This is a genomic window from Enterobacter sp. K16B, from assembly GCF_020216105.1.
Classification (GTDB): Bacteria; Pseudomonadota; Gammaproteobacteria; order Enterobacterales; family Enterobacteriaceae; genus Enterobacter; species Enterobacter sichuanensis.
Map to the genome: position 1 here is coordinate 1 of NZ_JAIWJZ010000129.1, position 17,157 is coordinate 17,157.

Annotated in this window: 15 protein-coding genes; 14 read left to right on the top strand and 1 reads right to left on the bottom strand. The window is 56.1% G+C overall.

Annotation, left to right across the window (positions count from 1 at the left end):
* Positions 1 to 112: 112 nt before the first annotated feature.
* From phrB to nei, 6 genes are read left to right on the top strand one after another with little or no spacing between them, the layout of a single operon-like run.
* Positions 113 to 1,525, top strand: a complete 1,413-nt coding sequence (gene phrB / locus LDK53_RS19970) for a deoxyribodipyrimidine photo-lyase (protein ID WP_225287891.1) — start codon at positions 113 to 115, stop codon at positions 1,523 to 1,525.
* Between the two features lie 10 nt (positions 1,526 to 1,535).
* Positions 1,536 to 2,279 carry a type 2 GTP cyclohydrolase I gene (locus LDK53_RS19975; RefSeq protein ID WP_208282785.1) on the top strand — a complete coding sequence of 248 codons (744 nt, stop codon included), beginning with the start codon at positions 1,536 to 1,538 and terminating at the stop codon, positions 2,277 to 2,279.
* A 14-nt stretch (positions 2,280 to 2,293) separates the two neighbouring features.
* Positions 2,294 to 2,950, top strand: a complete 657-nt coding sequence (pxpB, locus tag LDK53_RS19980) for a 5-oxoprolinase subunit PxpB (RefSeq protein WP_025756369.1) — start codon at positions 2,294 to 2,296, stop codon at positions 2,948 to 2,950.
* On the top strand, positions 2,944 to 3,876 hold the full coding sequence (gene pxpC, locus LDK53_RS19985) for a 5-oxoprolinase subunit PxpC (RefSeq protein ID WP_059386057.1): 933 nt from the start codon (positions 2,944 to 2,946) through the stop codon (positions 3,874 to 3,876). Before pxpB ends, pxpC begins: the two co-directional genes overlap by 7 nt.
* Positions 3,863 to 4,600, top strand: coding sequence for a 5-oxoprolinase subunit PxpA (gene pxpA / locus LDK53_RS19990; protein WP_045286163.1), 738 nt, complete (start codon positions 3,863 to 3,865; stop codon positions 4,598 to 4,600). The genes pxpC and pxpA overlap by 14 nt, the downstream gene beginning before the upstream one ends.
* Positions 4,601 to 4,619: 19 nt before the next feature.
* A complete protein-coding gene (gene nei / locus LDK53_RS19995) occupies positions 4,620 to 5,411 on the top strand; it encodes an endonuclease VIII (protein ID WP_225287892.1) in 792 nt (263 codons plus the stop codon).
* Between the two features lie 85 nt (positions 5,412 to 5,496).
* Here the strand turns inward: nei and LDK53_RS20000 are convergent, their stop codons facing one another.
* Positions 5,497 to 6,780: a citrate synthase gene (locus LDK53_RS20000; RefSeq protein WP_025756373.1), complete on the bottom strand. Its 1,284-nt coding sequence runs from the start codon at positions 6,778 to 6,780 to the stop codon at positions 5,497 to 5,499.
* Between the two features lie 639 nt (positions 6,781 to 7,419).
* Between LDK53_RS20000 and sdhC the strand changes: the two genes are divergently transcribed.
* The 8 genes from sdhC (at position 7,420) to sucD (ending at position 17,097) form a co-directional block, all read left to right on the top strand.
* Positions 7,420 to 7,824: a succinate dehydrogenase cytochrome b556 subunit gene (sdhC, locus tag LDK53_RS20005; RefSeq protein WP_020684965.1), complete on the top strand. Its 405-nt coding sequence runs from the start codon at positions 7,420 to 7,422 to the stop codon at positions 7,822 to 7,824.
* Positions 7,818 to 8,165 carry a succinate dehydrogenase membrane anchor subunit gene (gene sdhD / locus LDK53_RS20010; protein WP_012016623.1) on the top strand — a complete coding sequence of 116 codons (348 nt, stop codon included), beginning with the start codon at positions 7,818 to 7,820 and terminating at the stop codon, positions 8,163 to 8,165. The genes sdhC and sdhD overlap by 7 nt, the downstream gene beginning before the upstream one ends.
* A complete protein-coding gene (sdhA, locus tag LDK53_RS20015) occupies positions 8,165 to 9,931 on the top strand; it encodes a succinate dehydrogenase flavoprotein subunit (RefSeq protein WP_225287893.1) in 1,767 nt (588 codons plus the stop codon). The genes sdhD and sdhA overlap by 1 nt, the downstream gene beginning before the upstream one ends.
* A 15-nt stretch (positions 9,932 to 9,946) precedes the next feature.
* A complete protein-coding gene (gene sdhB, locus LDK53_RS20020; protein WP_014883037.1) occupies positions 9,947 to 10,663 on the top strand; it encodes a succinate dehydrogenase iron-sulfur subunit SdhB in 717 nt (238 codons plus the stop codon).
* 238 nt (positions 10,664 to 10,901) lie between these two features.
* Positions 10,902 to 13,709 carry a 2-oxoglutarate dehydrogenase E1 component gene (sucA, locus tag LDK53_RS20025; RefSeq protein ID WP_225287894.1) on the top strand — a complete coding sequence of 936 codons (2,808 nt, stop codon included), beginning with the start codon at positions 10,902 to 10,904 and terminating at the stop codon, positions 13,707 to 13,709.
* Positions 13,710 to 13,723: 14 nt separating this feature from the next.
* The gene (gene odhB / locus LDK53_RS20030) at positions 13,724 to 14,944 is read left to right on the top strand and encodes a 2-oxoglutarate dehydrogenase complex dihydrolipoyllysine-residue succinyltransferase (RefSeq protein WP_047958039.1); all 1,221 of its coding nucleotides are present in this window, start codon (positions 13,724 to 13,726) and stop codon (positions 14,942 to 14,944) included.
* Positions 14,945 to 15,061: 117 nt separating this feature from the next.
* Complete coding sequence (gene sucC, locus LDK53_RS20035) at positions 15,062 to 16,228, top strand: ADP-forming succinate--CoA ligase subunit beta (protein WP_006809579.1); 1,167 nt, start codon at positions 15,062 to 15,064, stop codon at positions 16,226 to 16,228.
* Entirely contained in the window at positions 16,228 to 17,097 is an 870-nt protein-coding gene (gene sucD / locus LDK53_RS20040; RefSeq protein WP_008501094.1) for a succinate--CoA ligase subunit alpha, read from the top strand. The genes sucC and sucD overlap by 1 nt, the downstream gene beginning before the upstream one ends.
* Positions 17,098 to 17,157 lie beyond the last annotated feature (60 nt).

Below are 17,157 nucleotides of genomic sequence, written 5' to 3' on the forward strand. Positions count from 1 at the left end.
CCTTTTTTATTTCATCCCGTCTACACTTCATGGCAAAGTACAGTAAAAGCTCGCCGCTTTTTCCTTTGGTGGCGTGCCCTTACGGACATAATGGATATTTGCCTGGAGTTTTATGCCCACCCATCTGGTTTGGTTTCGCGCGGACCTGCGCGTACATGACAACATCGCTCTCGCGGCAGCCTGCCGCTCTCAGGATGCCAGGGTGCTGGCGCTGTTTATTGCTACGCCTGGCCAGTGGCAGCAGCATGATATGGCGCCGCGACAGGCGGCTTTTCTCAGTGCACATCTGAACGACTTGCAACGCTCGCTTGCCGAAAAAGGCATTCCATTGATTTATAGAGAGGTCAGTGACTTCGCTGCGCAGCTTCTGATGATACAGGAAGTCTGCCAGCAGAATGATGTCACGCATCTTTTTTATAACTACCAGTACGAACTGAACGAGCGTCAGCGGGATCGCCAGCTGGAGACGTTACTGAGCGAGGTTCAGTGCCAGGGATTTGATGACAGCGTGATGCTGGCGCCGGGCAGCGTCATGACCGGCAGCCATGAAATGTACAAGGTGTTTACGCCCTTTAAAAATGCCTTTGTGAAACGCCTTAAAGAGGCGCTGCCGGAGTGCGTACCCGCGCCCTCCACCAGAGGGGACGCCATAACCGATCTGCCTGAATTAACGTTTAACTATCCCCAACAGGCATTCGATGCGCTTCTGTTTCCCGCAAACGAGAAGGCCGCTATCGCGAAGCTGCGCCAGTTTTGCAAACAGGGCGCAGGAGACTATGACGCGCGCAGGGATTTCCCGGCAATTGAAGGAACCAGCCGTTTATCCGCGAGCCTGGCGTTGGGCGTCCTTTCTCCTCGCCAGTGTTTACATCGTCTTCTGGCGGAGCAGCCTCAGGCGCTGGATGGTGGCTCAGGCTCGGTGTGGCTGAACGAACTTATCTGGCGCGAGTTTTATCGCCATCTGATGACGTATCACCCTGATTTATGTAAGCATCGTCCATTCATACCCTGGACCGATAACGTAAAATGGCAGCACGATGTAGCGCTTTTAGAGGCCTGGCAGAAAGGTGAAACAGGCTATCCGATTGTGGACGCCGCGATGCGCCAGCTGAATGAAACCGGGTGGATGCACAACCGCCTGCGGATGATTACCGCCAGCTTCCTGGTAAAAGATCTGCTTATCGACTGGCGTGTCGGGGAGCGCTATTTTATTTCCCGGCTGATCGATGGCGATCTGGCGGCGAATAACGGCGGCTGGCAGTGGGCGGCCTCTACCGGAACCGATGCGGCCCCTTATTTCCGCATTTTTAATCCCACGACCCAGGGACAAAAATTTGATGCCAGCGGCGACTTTATACGCCGCTGGTTACCCGCGCTCAGGAATGTTCCTGCTAAAGCGATCCACGACCCGTGGGCATGGGCGGATAAACAGGGCGTGAAGCTCGATTATCCCCGTCCGATTGTCGACCATAAACAGGCGCGCGTCGCCACGCTGGCGGCCTATGAAGCCGCCCGCAAAGCTTGAGAGAGTGATGATGAAAAACAGCGAACTGGAAAGCCTGATTAACGAAAAACTGAATACCGCCTCCTTTAGCGATTACGGCCCGAATGGCCTGCAGGTGGAAGGACGCGAAACGGTGCAGAAAATTATCACCGGCGTGACGGCAAGCCAGGCGCTGCTGGACGAGGCGGTTCGTCAGGAAGCCGACGCGGTGATTGTCCACCACGGTTATTTCTGGAAAAACGAGTCGCCGATTATCCGCGGTATGAAGCGCAACCGTCTGAAAACGCTGCTGGCGAATGACATCAACCTGTACGGTTACCATCTGCCTCTGGATGCGCATCCGGAGCTGGGGAATAACGTCCAGCTGGCGCGATTATTAGGCATAACCGTGATGGGCGAAATTGAGCCGCTGGTGCCGTGGGGCGAGTTAGCGATGCCGGTGCCGGGACTGGAACTGGCCTCCTGGGTAGAAGCGCGTCTCGGGCGTCGTCCCCTGTGGTGCGGCGATACCGGGCCCGATCTCGTGAAGCGTGTCGCCTGGTGTACCGGGGGCGGGCAAGGCTTTATCGATAGCGCCGCGCGCTTCGGTGTCGATGCGTTTATTACCGGTGAAGTTTCTGAGCAGACGGTTCACTCCGCCCGGGAGCAGGGGCTCCATTTCTACGCGGCAGGCCACCATGCGACGGAGCGTGGCGGCATTCGCGCCCTCAGCGAGTGGCTGACGGAAAATACCGATCTGGATGTGACCTTTATTGATATCCCTAATCCGGCCTGATGAGAGGTAGTTAAGTGCAGCGAGCGCGTTGTTATCTTCTGGGTGAAACCGCAGTGGTACTGGAGCTGGAGCCGCCTGTTACGCTGGCGACGCAAAAGCGAATCTGGCGGTTGACCCAGCGTCTGGCCGACATGCCAGAGGTGGTTGAGGCCATTCCAGGTATGAATAACATTACCGTCGTGCTGCGTAGCCCGCACACGCTGGCGCTGGATGCTATCGAACGTTTACAGCGCTGGTGGGAAGAGAGTGAAGCGCTGGAGCCTGACTCCAGAACGATTGAGATCCCGGTGGTGTACGGTGGCGCGGGGGGACCCGATCTCCCGGTTGTCGCGGAACACTGCGGGTTAACGGAAAAGCAGGTCGTCGAGTTGCACGCTTCGGTTGATTACGTTGTCTGGTTCCTGGGGTTTCAGCCGGGATTCCCGTACCTTGGCGGGCTCTCCCCGCGGCTGCATACGCCGCGTCGCGCGGAGCCTCGCCTGAGTGTACCGGCTGGCACCGTCGCAATAGGCGGCGAGCAGACCGGTATTTATCCCCTGGCTTCGCCTGGCGGCTGGCAGCTTATCGGACATACGTCCATGCCGTTATTTGAACCCGGACAGGCATCGCCGGTCCTGTTGCGTGCCGGCGATACCCTCCGCTTTATTCCGCAGAAGGAGGGGGTATGTTAACGCTTATTCGCGCCGGTCTTTACACTTCCGTTCAGGATGCGGGCCGCTTTGGCATGCGCCAGTCTGGCGTGAGCTATTGCGGCGCGCTGGACAGGCCCGCGCTGGAGATTGCTAATGTGCTGGTGGGCAACCCCGGCAATACGGCTGCGCTCGAAATTACGCTCGGGCAGTGTGTCATTGAGTTTGGTCAGGAGACCTGGTTTGCCTTAACCGGGGCAGGGTGCGATGCCACGCTGGATGGCAAAGCGGTCTGGACCGGCTGGCGGCTGCGGGCGAAAGCCGGACAGCGTTTAACGCTTAAGCGTCCTCTGCACGGGGTGCGCAGCTATCTTGCGGTCGCGGGCGGGATTGACGTGCCGGAGGTGCTGGGGTCAGCCAGTACCGATCAGAAAGCCGGCATTGGCGGTCACGAAGGACGGTTGCTACGCGATGGCGACCGTCTGGCGATTCACCCCTCCGCGCGCCACTTCTCGACGGCTCAGGGGGTGAAGCAACTGCTCTGGGGCAACCAGATCCGCGCCTTACCGGGGCCGGAATACCATGAGTTCGACGAGGTCTCTAAAGAGTCCTTCTGGCGCTCGCCGTGGAAGCTCAGCCCACAAAGTAACCGCATGGGGTACCGTTTGCAGGGGCAGCCACTGACCCGTACGACAGAGCGTGAATTGCTTTCCCACGGCTTATTGCCCGGCGTCATCCAGGTGCCGGGGAACGGTCAACCGATAGTGTTGATGAATGACGCGCAAACAACGGGCGGTTATCCGCGTATTGCCTGCATTATTGAAGCCGATCGCTACCATCTGGCGCAAATCCCCCTGGGGCAGCCGATTCACTTCGTGCAATGTTCGCTGGAGGAGGCGCTCAAGGCGCGTCAGGATCAGCAGCGTTATCTGGAACAACTGGCGTGGAGGCTTGATGGTAAAGATTGATTTAAACGCCGATCTGGGCGAGGGCGGTAGTGCTGACGCTGAACTGATGACGCTGGTTTCGTCGGTCAACATTGCCTGCGGTTTTCACGCGGGCGATGCCCAAACGATGCTTGAGAGCGTGCGAAACGCCATCAAAAACGGCGTGGCGGTGGGGGCTCACCCGAGCTTTCCGGATCGGGAGAATTTTGGCCGTACCGCGATGGATCTCCCACCGGAGACGGTTTACGCCCAGACGCTCTATCAGACAGGCGCACTGGAGGCGATTGTTCGCGCCGAGAACGGTGTGCTGCGTCACGTGAAGCCGCACGGCATGCTCTACAATCAGGCGGCAAAAGATCCCGTTCTGGCTGACGCCATCGCCCGCGCGGTACGGGACTGCAACCCGCAGCTGATACTGGTTGGCCTGGCGGGAAGCGAGCTTATTCGTGCGGGGCAGCGTCTGGGGTTAACCACGCGTCAGGAAGTCTTTGCCGACAGAGGGTATTTGCCTGATGGTAGCCTGGTCCCCCGGTCCCAGCCCGGCGCATTAATCACCGATGCGTCTCAGGCGCTGGCGCAGACCCTTCAGATGGTGCGTGAGGGGACCGTCAACGCGACGGATGGCTCAACGGCCAGCGTACAGGCGGAAACGGTTTGTTTACACGGCGATGGCGAGCATGCGCTGCAGTTTGCGCGCCGCTTACGGGCGGCTTTTGCAGAGCAAGGTATTCTCGTTAGCGCCTGATCATCATAAGGACAGAAAAATGCCAGAAGGCCCGGAGATCCGTCGCGCGGCGGATAGCCTCGAGGCGGCGATAAAAGGTAAACCGCTGACGGATGTCTGGTTTGCTTTCCCTCAACTGAAACCGTTTGAAGCCCCGCTGGTGGGGCAAACGGTGACGCATATTGAAACGCGCGGAAAAGCGTTGCTTACGCACTTTTCCCATAACCTGACGTTATATAGCCACAACCAGCTTTACGGCGTGTGGCGCGTGGTTAACGCGGATGAACAGCCGCAAACCACCCGCGTGCTGCGCGTCAGGCTGCAAACGGCAGAGAAAGCGATCCTTCTGTACAGCGCATCTGATATCGAAATGTTAACGCCTGAGCAACTGCTTACGCACCCGTTCTTACAGCGGGTCGGGCCCGACGTGCTGGATATGCGCCTGACGGCGAGCAATGTCAAAGCCCGCTTGTTGTCTCCCAAATTCCGCAACCGGCAATTTTCCGGGTTATTCCTCGATCAGGCGTTTCTGGCCGGACTTGGCAACTACCTGCGGGTGGAAATCCTCTGGGAAGTCGGGCTGGCGCCCCAGCACAAAGCGTCTGAGTTAAGCGATGACCAGTTGGAGGCGCTCTCTCATGCGCTGCTGGATATTCCGCGTCTGTCGTATAACACGCGTGGCGTGGTGGATGAGAATAAGCATCACGGCGCGCTGTTCCGGTTCAAGGTGTTTCATCGGTCGGGGAAGAAGTGCGAGCGGTGCGGCGGGATTATAGAGAGGACAATGCTCTCCTCAAGACCGTTTTACTGGTGTCCACATTGTCAAAAATAAAAAAGCCGGGTAGCGGCTACGCCTTACCCGGCCTACGTTTCGCATTTGTAGGCCCGGTAAGCGGTAGCGCCACCGGGCTTAACTTTTAGCGCTTCAGATCAGACTTAAAATCTCGCTGCTCGTAGCCGGTGTACAGCTGACGAGGACGGGCGATTTTCATGCCTTCGCTGTGCATTTCGTTCCAGTGCGCAATCCAGCCAACGGTACGGGCCATGGCGAAGATCACGGTGAACATGGAGGACGGAATACCCATCGCTTTCAGAATAATGCCAGAGTAGAAATCGACGTTCGGATAGAGTTTCTTCTCGATGAAGTACGGGTCGTTCAGCGCGATGTGTTCCAGCTCCATCGCCACTTCCAGCAGATCATCTTTAGTGCCCAGCTCTTTCAGCACTTCGTGGCAGGTCTCGCGCATCACGGTTGCGCGTGGGTCGTAGTTTTTGTAAACACGGTGACCGAAGCCCATCAGGCGGAAGGAGTCATTCTTATCTTTCGCGCGACGCACGAATTCAGGAATGTGCTCAACGGTGCTGATCTCTTCCAGCATCTTCAGCGCCGCTTCGTTCGCGCCGCCGTGCGCCGGTCCCCACAGGGAGGCGATGCCCGCAGCAATACAGGCGAACGGGTTAGCGCCTGAAGAGCCTGCGGTACGAACGGTAGAGGTCGATGCGTTCTGTTCGTGGTCAGCGTGCAGGATCAGAATACGGTCCATTGCGCGTTCCAGCACCGGGTTCACTTCGTACTCTTCGCACGGCGTGGAGAACATCATGCGCAGGAAGTTACCCGCGTAGGAGAGGTCATTGCGTGGGTACACAAACGGCTGGCCGATGGAGTACTTGTAACACATCGCCGCCATGGTAGGCATTTTGGACAGCAGACGGTAAGCGGCGATTTCACGGTGACGCGGGTTATTCACGTCCAGAGAGTCGTGGTAAAACGCCGCCAGCGCACCGGTAATCCCGCACATCACCGCCATCGGGTGAGAGTCACGACGGAACGCATGGAACAGACGGGTGATCTGCTCATGGATCATGGTGTGACGGGTCACGGTGGTTTTAAATTCATCGAACTGAGCCTGTGTCGGTTTTTCGCCGTTCAGCAGGATATAGCACACTTCCAGATAGTTGGATTCGGTGGCTAACTGATCGATAGGGAAGCCGCGATGGAGCAGGATACCTTCGTCACCGTCAATGAAGGTGATTTTGGATTCGCAAGATGCGGTAGAAGTAAATCCAGGGTCAAAGGTAAACATCCCTTTGGAACCCAGCGTACGGATATCAATAACATCCTGACCGAGCGTGCCTTTTAGCACATCCAGTTCAATAGCATCATCACCATTTAGGGTGAGTTTTGCCTTAGTATCAGCCATTTACGGTCTCCTTAGCGCCTTATGCTTAAGACTGCGCTTTACCGGATTTGCCTTCAGCTGTTAATCATCGTTACCAGATTGTTATTTGGCTTACCGCTCAGCTCACGAGGACAAACCAGGGTACAGAGCTATGGCGCCTTGCAGGTAAACGAATGAAATATCAGTGAAACCACAGCAAATCAGCGTTTTTGCAGTCCGAATTATTCAAACCTGTATATCACTAATAACTGTCCTGATAACTTCGGTCAATACCATCACACTGTTACATAACTATTTGTCAGGTGAAAGAGAGACCTCATAACTTTTGCGCATTATATGCCTTTTCTGATGACGTTTGTAACAATATTGTTTAACATTTGTCAAATCAGATGATTAAAAATTAAAAAGATGTTGTTATCGTGACCCTGATCACTGTTCCAGAGAAAACCCAACAAACTGTATGTAGGTTAATTGTAATGATTTTGTGAACGGCCTATACTGCCGCCAGGTCTCCGGAACACCCTGCAATCCCGAGCCACCCAGCGTTGTAACGTGTCGTTTTAGCATCTGGAAGCAATGTTTTGCATGACGCGCAGTTATAGAAAAGGAACGCTGCTTGACCCGCATCGCAGTCCGGAGGAAGGAAACAATAAGAACAGCATGTGGGCGTTATTCATGATAAGAAATGTGAAAAAACAAAGACCTGTCAATCTGGATCTGAAAACGATCCGGTTCCCTGTAACAGCAATAGCGTCCATTCTGCACCGTGTTTCAGGTGTGATTACGTTTGTGGCGGTCGGCATTCTGCTGTGGTTACTGGGTACCAGCCTCTCTTCCCCTGAAGGATTCCTCCAGGCCTCGGCCATCATGAACAGCTTCTTCGTGAAATTCATCATGTGGGGCATTCTGACCGCACTGGCGTACCACGTTGTGGTGGGTGTTCGCCATATGCTGATGGACTTTGGCTATCTCGAAGAGACCTTCGAAGCCGGGAAACGCTCCGCTAACATTTCATTTGTGATTACAGTCGTGCTTTCACTTCTCGCAGGAGTTCTCGTATGGTAAGCAACGCCTCCGCATTAGGACGCAACGGCGTACATGACTTCATTCTGGTCCGTGCTACCGCCATCGTTCTCACCCTTTACATCATCTATATGATCGGTTTCTTCGCCACCAGCGGGGAGCTTACGTGGGAAATCTGGAGTGGGTTCTTCGGATCGGCCTTCACCAAAGTGTTCACCCTGCTGGCGCTGTTCTCCATCCTTATTCATGCCTGGATTGGTATGTGGCAGGTGCTGACCGATTACGTTAAACCTCTGGCGATTCGCCTCCCTCTGCAGCTGGCCATTGTTGTTGCTCTGGTGGTTTACGTTATTTATGGATTTGTTGTGGTGTGGGGTGTGTAATGAAACTGCCAGTCAGAGAATTTGATGCTGTCGTCATTGGTGCGGGTGGCGCAGGTATGCGTGCCGCACTGCAAATTTCCCAGAGCGGCCAGAGCTGTGCGCTGCTCTCTAAAGTCTTCCCAACCCGTTCCCATACTGTGTCTGCGCAGGGCGGTATTACCGTTGCGCTGGGTAACTCCCATGAAGATAACTGGGAATGGCACATGTACGATACGGTAAAAGGTTCCGATTACATCGGTGACCAGGATGCCATCGAATATATGTGTAAGACCGGCCCGGAAGCGATTCTGGAGCTGGACCACATGGGTCTGCCGTTCTCCCGTCTGGAAAATGGCACCATCTATCAGCGTCCGTTTGGCGGCCAGTCGAAAAACTTCGGCGGCGAGCAGGCGGCACGTACCGCGGCGGCGGCTGACCGTACCGGTCACGCACTGCTGCACACCCTGTATCAGCAGAACCTGAAAAATCACACCACCATCTTCTCCGAGTGGTACGCGCTGGATCTGGTGAAGAATGCCGATGGCGCAATCGTCGGCTGTACCGCACTGTGCATCGAAACCGGTGAAGTGGTTTACTTCAAAGCCCGCGCAACCGTGCTGGCGACCGGTGGTGCAGGCCGTATCTACCAGTCCACCACCAATGCCCACATCAACACCGGTGACGGGGTCGGTATGGCTATCCGCGCGGGCGTGCCGGTGCAGGATATGGAGATGTGGCAGTTCCACCCAACCGGTATCGCCGGTGCGGGCGTGCTGGTAACGGAAGGTTGCCGCGGTGAAGGGGGTTACCTGCTGAACAAACACGGCGAGCGCTTTATGGAGCGTTATGCCCCGAATGCGAAAGACCTGGCGGGTCGTGACGTGGTGGCGCGTTCCATCATGATCGAAATCCGTGAAGGCCGCGGCTGTGATGGCCCATGGGGTCCTCACGCGAAGCTGAAACTCGACCACCTGGGTAAAGAGGTGCTGGAATCCCGTCTGCCGGGCATCCTGGAACTGTCGCGCACCTTCGCGCACGTCGACCCGGTGAAAGAGCCGATCCCTGTCATCCCAACCTGCCACTACATGATGGGCGGTATTCCGACCAAGGTGACCGGTCAGGCGCTGACCGTAAACGAGCAGGGCGAAGATGTGGTTATCCCTGGCCTGTTCGCAGTGGGCGAAATCGCCTGCGTATCGGTACACGGTGCTAACCGTCTGGGCGGCAACTCCCTGCTGGACCTGGTGGTGTTTGGTCGTGCGGTGGGTCTGCATCTGCAGGAATCCATTGCCGAGCAGGGTGCGCTGCGTGATGCGACCGAAGACGAAATTGATGCTTCTCTTGAACGTCTCAACCGCTGGAACGGCAACCGTAACGGCGAAGATCCGGTGGAAATCCGTAAAGCGCTGCAGGAGTGCATGCAGCACAACTTCTCGGTATTCCGCGAAGGCGACGCGATGGCCAAAGGTCTTGAGCAGCTGAAAGCGATCCGCGAGCGTCTCAAAAACGCCCGTCTGGACGACACCTCCAGCGAGTTCAACACCCAGCGCGTAGAGTGTCTGGAGCTGGATAACCTGATGGAAACCGCGTTCGCGACCGCGATGGCGGCAAACTTCCGTACCGAAAGCCGTGGCGCCCATAGCCGCTTCGACTTCCCGGAGCGTGACGATGAAAACTGGCTGTGCCATTCCCTGTATCTGCCAGAGTCGGAATCCATGACGCGTCGTAGCGTCAATATGGAACCGAAACTGCGTCCGGCGTTCCCGCCGAAGATTCGTACTTACTAATGCGGAGACAGGATAATGAAACTCGAATTCTCAGTTTATCGTTATAACCCGGATGTTGATGATGCTCCGCGTATGCAGGACTACACCCTGGAAGCGGAAGAAGGTCGTGACATGATGCTGCTGGATGCCTTAATCCAGCTGAAAGAGAAAGATCCGACCCTGTCGTTCCGTCGCTCCTGCCGTGAAGGGGTCTGTGGCTCTGACGGTGTGAACATGAACGGCAAAAATGGCCTGGCCTGCATCACGCCAATTTCAGCGCTGCAGCGTCCGGGTCAGAAAATTGTTATCCGTCCTTTGCCAGGTCTGCCGGTCGTGCGTGATTTGGTGGTAGACATGGGGCAATTCTATGCACAATATGAGAAGATTAAGCCTTACTTATTGAATAATGGGCAAAATCCACCCGCTCGTGAGCACTTACAGTCTCCTGAGCAGCGTGAAAAACTCGATGGGTTGTACGAGTGTATTCTTTGTGCATGTTGTTCAACGTCCTGCCCGTCGTTCTGGTGGAACCCGGACAAGTTTATCGGCCCGGCCGGTCTGCTGGCTGCCTATCGCTTCCTGATCGATAGCCGCGACACCGAAACCGAAAGCCGTCTGGAAGGACTGAGTGACGCTTTCAGCGTATTCCGCTGCCATAGCATCATGAACTGCGTCAGTGTGTGTCCGAAGGGGCTGAACCCGACGCGCGCCATCGGCCATATTAAGTCGATGCTGCTGCAGCGCAGTGCGTAAGTAAATTTGCCGGACAGCGCTGCGCTTATCCGGCCTACGAGTCTGTAGGCCCGGTAAGCGTAGCGCCACCGGGCAAAATGCAGAAACCTTTAAAAACTGCCCTGAAGTTTAGACAGTTTCTAAAGGTTCCTTCGCGGGCCAAATGAAAAGAGCTCGCAGGTGAACCCCGGCACGTACACGGTGTGTACGTGGTAGTTTCTACGGCGAAAGTAAGCATAAAAATGCTTAAGGGATCACGATGCAGAACGGCGCAATGAAAGCCTGGCTGGACTCTTCTTACCTCTCTGGTGCCAACCAGAGCTGGATAGAACAGCTCTATGAAGACTTCTTAACCGATCCTGACTCAGTGGACGCAAACTGGCGTTCCATGTTCCAGCAGTTGCCTGGCACGGGAGTCAAACCGGATCAATTCCATTCCAAAACACGTGATTATTTCCGTCGTCTGGCGAAGGATGCCTCACGTTACTCTTCTGCGATTTCCGACCCTGACACCAATGCGAAGCAGGTTAAAGTCCTGCAGCTTATCAACGCTTATCGCTTCCGTGGTCACCAGCATGCGAATCTCGATCCGCTGGGACTGTGGAAACAAGACCGTGTGGCCGATCTCGATCCGGCGTATCACGATCTGACCGAGGCCGATTTCCAGGAAAGCTTTAACGTAGGTTCCTTTGCCATCGGCAAAGACACGATGAAGCTGGGCGATCTGATTGACGCGCTCAAGCAAACCTACTGCGGCTCCATCGGCGCGGAATACATGCACATTACCTCTACCGAAGAGAAACGCTGGATCCAGCAGCGTATCGAATCCGTAGCAGGCCACGCGACCTTCTCGGCTGACGAGAAAAAACGCTTCCTCAATGAACTGACGGCAGCGGAAGGGCTTGAGCGCTATCTGGGCGCGAAATTCCCGGGCGCAAAACGCTTCTCGCTGGAAGGCGGCGATGCGCTGGTGCCGATGCTGAAAGAGCTGATTCGTCACGCAGGCAAGAGCGGCACCCGTGAAGTGGTGCTGGGCATGGCGCACCGTGGTCGTCTGAACGTACTGGTCAACGTGCTGGGGAAAAAACCGCAGGACCTGTTCGACGAATTCGCGGGCAAACATAAAGAACACCTTGGCACCGGCGACGTGAAGTATCACATGGGCTTCTCGTCTGATATCGAAACCGAAGGCGGTCTGGTTCACCTGGCGCTGGCATTTAACCCGTCACACCTGGAGATCGTCAGCCCGGTGGTTATCGGTTCCGTTCGTGCGCGTCTGGATCGTCTGGATGAGCCAAGCAGCAATAAAGTGCTGCCAATCACCATCCACGGTGACGCCGCGGTCACCGGGCAGGGCGTGGTTCAGGAAACCCTGAACATGTCTAAAGCGCGTGGTTATGAAGTGGGCGGTACCGTGCGTATCGTCATCAATAACCAGGTGGGCTTCACCACCTCTAACCCGCTGGATGCGCGTTCTACCCCATACTGTACCGACATCGGTAAGATGGTTCAGGCGCCGATCTTCCACGTTAACGCGGACGATCCGGAAGCGGTCGCCTTCGTGACCCGTCTGGCGCTGGACTTCCGTAACACCTTCAAACGCGATGTGTTCATCGACCTGTTCTGCTACCGCCGTCACGGCCACAACGAAGCCGACGAGCCGAGTGCAACCCAGCCGTTGATGTACCAGAAAATCAAAAAACACCCGACCCCGCGCAAAATCTACGCTGACAAGCTGGAAAGCGAAAAAGTGGCGACGCTGGAAGATGCGACCGAGATGGTCAACCTCTACCGCGACGCGCTGGATGCAGGTGAATGCGTGGTGAAAGAGCTGCGTCCGATGAACATGCACTCCTTTACCTGGTCGCCGTACCTCAACCACGAGTGGGATGAGAGCTACCCGAACAAGGTCGAGATGAAGCGCCTGCAGGAGCTGGCTAAACGCATCAGCACCGTACCAGACGCTATTGAGATGCAGTCTCGCGTGGCAAAAATTTATGCTGATCGCCAGGCTATGGCCGCAGGCGAGAAGCTGTTCGACTGGGGCGGCGCGGAAACCCTGGCTTACGCGACACTGGTTGACGAAGGTATTCCTGTTCGTCTGTCCGGTGAAGATGCGGGCCGTGGCACCTTCTTCCACCGTCACGCGGTCGTGCATAACCAGTCCAACGGTTCAACGTACACCCCGCTGCAGCACGTGCACAACGGTCAGGGCCAGTTCAAGATCTGGGACTCCGTGCTGTCTGAAGAAGCGGTGCTGGCCTTCGAATACGGTTACGCCACGGCTGAACCGCGTACCCTGACTATCTGGGAAGCGCAGTTCGGTGACTTCGCCAACGGCGCGCAGGTGGTTATCGACCAGTTCATCTCTTCCGGCGAGCAGAAATGGGGCCGTATGTGTGGCCTGGTGATGTTGCTTCCGCACGGTTATGAAGGTCAGGGCCCGGAACACTCCTCCGCGCGTCTGGAACGTTATCTGCAGCTCTGCGCTGAGCAGAACATGCAGGTCTGCGTACCGTCCACCCCGGCTCAGGTTTACCACATGCTGCGTCGTCAGGCGCTGCGCGGTATGCGTCGTCCGCTGGTGGTGATGTCGCCGAAATCCCTGCTGCGTCACCCGCTGGCGGTCTCCAGCCTGGATGAACTGGCCAACGGCACCTTCCTGCCAGCTATCGGTGAAATTGATGAGCTGGATCCGCAGGCCGTGAAGCGCGTGGTGATGTGTTCTGGTAAGGTTTATTACGACCTGCTGGAACAGCGCCGTAAGAACGATCAGAAAGATGTCGCCATCGTGCGTATCGAACAGCTTTATCCGTTCCCGCACCAGGCGGTGCAGGAAGCGCTGAAACCGTACGCTCACGTACATGATTTTGTCTGGTGCCAGGAAGAGCCGCTCAACCAGGGCGCATGGTACTGCAGCCAGCATCATTTCCGTGAAGTGATTCCATTTGGGTCAGCCCTGCGCTATGCAGGTCGCCCGGCCTCCGCCTCTCCGGCGGTAGGGTATATGTCCGTTCACCAGAAGCAGCAACAAGATCTGGTCAATGACGCGCTGAACGTCGATTAATTAAAGGATACATAATGAGTAGCGTAGATATTCTTGTTCCCGACCTGCCTGAATCTGTAGCAGATGCGACCGTCGCTACCTGGCACAAAAAACCAGGCGATGCCGTTAAGCGTGATGAAGTGCTGGTAGAAATCGAAACTGACAAAGTGGTACTGGAAGTACCGGCTTCGGCGGATGGCGTTCTGGACGCAGTGCTGGAAGATGAAGGTACCACCGTCACCTCTCGTCAGATCCTGGGTCGCCTGCGTGAAGGCAACAGCGCGGGCAAAGAGTCCAGCGCGAAATCTGAAGAGAAAGCCTCTACGCCGGCTCAGCGCCAGCAGGCTTCTCTGGAAGAACAGTCTAACGACGCGCTCAGCCCGGCGATCCGTCGCCTGCTGGCTGAACACAGCCTTGACCCGGCAGCCATTAAAGGTACCGGTGTGGGCGGTCGTCTGACCCGCGAAGACATCGACAAACACCTGGCGAAAGCGCCTGCTCAGGCAGAAGCGAAAGCGCCAGCAGCAGCCCCTGCAGCCCAGCCTGCTCTGGGCGCGCGCAGCGAAAAACGTGTTCCTATGACTCGCCTGCGTAAGCGTGTGGCTGAGCGTCTGCTGGAAGCGAAAAATTCCACGGCGATGCTGACCACTTTCAACGAAGTGAACATGAAGCCAATCATGGATCTGCGTAAGCAGTACGGTGACGCCTTCGAAAAACGTCACGGTATCCGTCTGGGCTTTATGTCCTTCTACGTGAAAGCGGTGGTTGAAGCGCTGAAACGCTACCCGGAAGTGAACGCGTCCATCGATGGCGATGACGTGGTTTACCACAACTACTTCGACGTCAGCATGGCGGTTTCGACCCCACGTGGCCTGGTGACCCCGGTCCTGCGTGATGTTGATACCCTGGGTATGGCTGACATTGAGAAAAATATTAAAGAGCTGGCTGTGAAAGGCCGCGACGGCAAGCTGACCGTAGAAGATCTGACCGGCGGTAACTTCACCATTACCAACGGCGGTGTATTCGGTTCACTGATGTCTACCCCAATCATCAACCCGCCGCAGAGCGCGATCCTGGGTATGCATGCCATTAAAGATCGTCCTATGGCGGTAGACGGTAAAGTGGAGATCCTGCCAATGATGTACCTGGCGCTCTCTTACGACCACCGCCTGATCGACGGCCGCGAATCCGTGGGCTTCCTGGTCGCCATTAAAGAGCTGCTGGAAGATCCAACGCGTCTGCTGCTGGACGTCTAGTAACTATTTAGCATCACCTGCCCTGTAGGCCGGATAAGCGTAGCGCCATCCGGCACACAGATCGCGCCGGTCTACAGGTTTGAAGATAACGATTACCCTGAAGGATGGATAGAACACATGAACTTACATGAATATCAGGCCAAACAGCTGTTTGCCCGGTATGGCTTACCGGCTCCGGTGGGTTATGCCTGTACTACCCCGCGTGAAGCAGAAGAAGCCGCATCTAAAATCGGTTCCGGCCCGTGGGTAGTTAAGTGTCAGGTTCACGCTGGTGGCCGTGGTAAAGCGGGCGGTGTGAAGGTTGTTAAGAGCAAAGAAGAGATTCGTGCGTTTGCTGAACATTGGCTCGGCAAGCGTCTGGTGACCTACCAGACAGATGCGAACGGCCAGCCGGTTAACCAGATCCTGGTTGAAGCGGCGACTGATATCGCCAAAGAGCTGTATCTGGGCGCGGTGGTTGACCGTAGCTCCCGTCGCGTGGTGTTCATGGCGTCTACTGAAGGCGGCGTGGAAATCGAAAAAGTGGCGGAAGAGACCCCACACCTGATCCACAAAGTGGCTATCGATCCGCTGGCAGGTCCAATGCCTTACCAGGGTCGTGAGCTGGCGTTTAAACTGGGCCTGGAAGGTAAACTGGTTCAGCAGTTCACCAAGATCTTCATGGGCCTGGCGACGATCTTCCTGGAGCGCGACCTGGCGCTGATCGAGATCAACCCGCTGGTGATCACCACTCAGGGCGATCTGATCTGCCTCGACGGCAAACTTGGCGCTGACGGTAACGCTCTGTTCCGCCAGCCGGATCTGCGTGAAATGCGCGACCAGTCTCAGGAAGATCCACGTGAAGCGCAGGCTGCACAGTGGGAGCTGAACTACGTGGCGCTGGATGGCAACATCGGCTGCATGGTTAACGGTGCGGGCCTGGCAATGGGCACCATGGACATCGTTAAGCTGCACGGCGGTGAGCCAGCAAACTTCCTCGACGTAGGCGGTGGCGCAACCAAAGAGCGCGTAACCGAAGCGTTCAAAATCATTCTCTCCGACGACAATGTGAAGGCCGTTCTGGTTAACATCTTCGGCGGCATCGTACGTTGCGACCTGATCGCTGACGGTATCATCGGTGCGGTAGAAGAAGTGGGTGTTAACGTTCCGGTTGTTGTACGTCTGGAAGGTAACAACGCTGAACTCGGCGCGAAAAAACTGGCTGACAGCGGCCTGAATATTATTGCAGCGAAAAGTCTGACGGATGCAGCTCAGCAGGTTGTTGCCGCAGTGGAGGGGAAATAATGTCAGTTTTAATTAATAAAGATACCAAGGTTATCTGCCAGGGCTTCACCGGTAGCCAGGGGACTTTCCACTCCGAACAGGCGATTGCCTACGGTACGCAGATGGTTGGCGGCGTAACGCCAGGTAAAGGCGGCACCACGCACCTGGGTCTGCCGGTGTTCAACACCGTGCGTGAAGCTGTAGAAGCGACGGGCGCTACCGCGACCGTGATCTACGTTCCGGCTCCGTTCTGCAAAGACTCTATTCTGGAAGCCATCGATGCAGGCATTAAGCTTATTATCACCATCACTGAAGGCATCCCGACGCTGGATATGCTGACCGTGAAAGTGAAGCTGGACGAAGCGGGCGTGCGCATGATCGGCCCTAACTGCCCAGGCGTTATCACCCCGGGCGAATGCAAAATCGGCATCATGCCGGGCCACATTCATAAGCCGGGCAAAGTGGGTATCGTTTCCCGTTCCGGTACCCTCACCTATGAAGCGGTTAAGCAGACGACCGATTACGGCTTCGGCCAGTCCACCTGTGTGGGCATCGGCGGTGACCCAATCCCGGGCTCTAACTTCATCGACATCCTGAAGCTGTTCCAGGAAGATCCACAGACCGAAGCGATCGTCATGATCGGTGAGATCGGTGGTAGCGCGGAAGAAGAAGCGGCTGCTTACATCAAAGAACACGTGACCAAGCCTGTTGTCGGCTACATCGCGGGCGTGACTGCACCGAAAGGTAAACGTATGGGTCACGCAGGCGCAATCATCGCCGGTGGTAAAGGTACGGCTGATGAGAAATTTGCCGCGCTGGAAGCCGCAGGCGTGAAAACCGTTCGCAGCCTGGCGGATATCGGCGAAGCACTGAAATCCATCATTAAGTAAGTCCTCTCTGCTCCCCGGAAGGGGGGCGTTGCAGTATAAAAAATGTCCGTTTCGACATGG

Coding starts and splice junctions, on each gene's coding strand:
- phrB (WP_225287891.1), top strand. CDS start 113: ATGCCCACCCATCTGGTTTGGTTTCGCGCGGACCTGCGCGTACATGAC.
- LDK53_RS19975 (WP_208282785.1), top strand. CDS start 1,536: ATGAAAAACAGCGAACTGGAAAGCCTGATTAACGAAAAACTGAATACC.
- pxpC (WP_059386057.1), top strand. CDS start 2,944: ATGTTAACGCTTATTCGCGCCGGTCTTTACACTTCCGTTCAGGATGCG.
- pxpA (WP_045286163.1), top strand. CDS start 3,863: ATGGTAAAGATTGATTTAAACGCCGATCTGGGCGAGGGCGGTAGTGCT.
- nei (WP_225287892.1), top strand. CDS start 4,620: ATGCCAGAAGGCCCGGAGATCCGTCGCGCGGCGGATAGCCTCGAGGCG.
- LDK53_RS20000 (WP_025756373.1), bottom strand. CDS start 6,780: ATGGCTGATACTAAGGCAAAACTCACCCTAAATGGTGATGATGCTATT.
- sdhC (WP_020684965.1), top strand. CDS start 7,420: ATGTGGGCGTTATTCATGATAAGAAATGTGAAAAAACAAAGACCTGTC.
- sdhD (WP_012016623.1), top strand. CDS start 7,818: ATGGTAAGCAACGCCTCCGCATTAGGACGCAACGGCGTACATGACTTC.
- sdhA (WP_225287893.1), top strand. CDS start 8,165: ATGAAACTGCCAGTCAGAGAATTTGATGCTGTCGTCATTGGTGCGGGT.
- sdhB (WP_014883037.1), top strand. CDS start 9,947: ATGAAACTCGAATTCTCAGTTTATCGTTATAACCCGGATGTTGATGAT.
- sucA (WP_225287894.1), top strand. CDS start 10,902: ATGCAGAACGGCGCAATGAAAGCCTGGCTGGACTCTTCTTACCTCTCT.
- odhB (WP_047958039.1), top strand. CDS start 13,724: ATGAGTAGCGTAGATATTCTTGTTCCCGACCTGCCTGAATCTGTAGCA.
- sucC (WP_006809579.1), top strand. CDS start 15,062: ATGAACTTACATGAATATCAGGCCAAACAGCTGTTTGCCCGGTATGGC.
- sucD (WP_008501094.1), top strand. CDS start 16,228: ATGTCAGTTTTAATTAATAAAGATACCAAGGTTATCTGCCAGGGCTTC.